This is a genomic window from Acinetobacter sp. OYA S30 (genome assembly GCF_033599315.1).
Lineage (GTDB): Bacteria > Pseudomonadota > Gammaproteobacteria > Pseudomonadales > Moraxellaceae > Acinetobacter > Acinetobacter baumannii.
The window spans coordinates 1-586 of the sequence record NZ_JAWVAV010000141.1 but is presented as its reverse complement, the minus strand read 5'-3'; the positions used below and the strand labels follow the sequence as shown (position 1 = coordinate 586).

1 protein-coding gene is annotated in these 586 nt (G+C 46.1%); it reads left to right on the top strand.

Annotated elements, in window-relative coordinates; genetic code table 11:
* A partial coding sequence (locus R5R67_RS19525) for an FAD-dependent oxidoreductase (RefSeq protein WP_318755213.1) occupies positions 1 to 586 on the top strand: 586 nt, incomplete at both ends.

Below are 586 nucleotides of genomic sequence, written 5' to 3'. Positions count from 1 at the left end.
AGCACGTAAAGGCATTAACACAGGTATCGTGGCTGAACGCTTTGGTGGTCAGGTCATGGACACCATGGACATTGAAAACTTCACTTCTGTGCAAAAGACCCAAGGTCCTAAGTTTGCTGCCGAGATGGAAGCACATGTTCGTGAATATGATGTGGATATCATGAACCTGCAACGTGTCAGCAAAATCACTGGTGCAGATCAAACAGCAAATGGCTTGGTTGAAGTTGAACTTGAAAACGGTGCAAAACTTGAATCGAAAACTGTGATCCTTTCAACAGGGGCACGTTGGAGAGAGATGAATGTACCGGGTGAGCAAGAATACCGTACCCGTGGTGTTGCCTACTGCCCACACTGTGATGGTCCATTGTTCAAAGGCAAACGTGTTGCGGTGATTGGCGGCGGTAACTCAGGTGTTGAAGCAGCGATTGACCTTGCAGGTATTGTTGAACATGTAACTCTGGTTGAATTCGATACCAAACTTCGTGCTGACCAAGTCTTGCAAAACAAATTGCATAGCTTGCCAAACACCACTGTGATTATGAATGCCTTAAGTACAGAAGTGTTAGGCGACGGTTCACAAGTAACG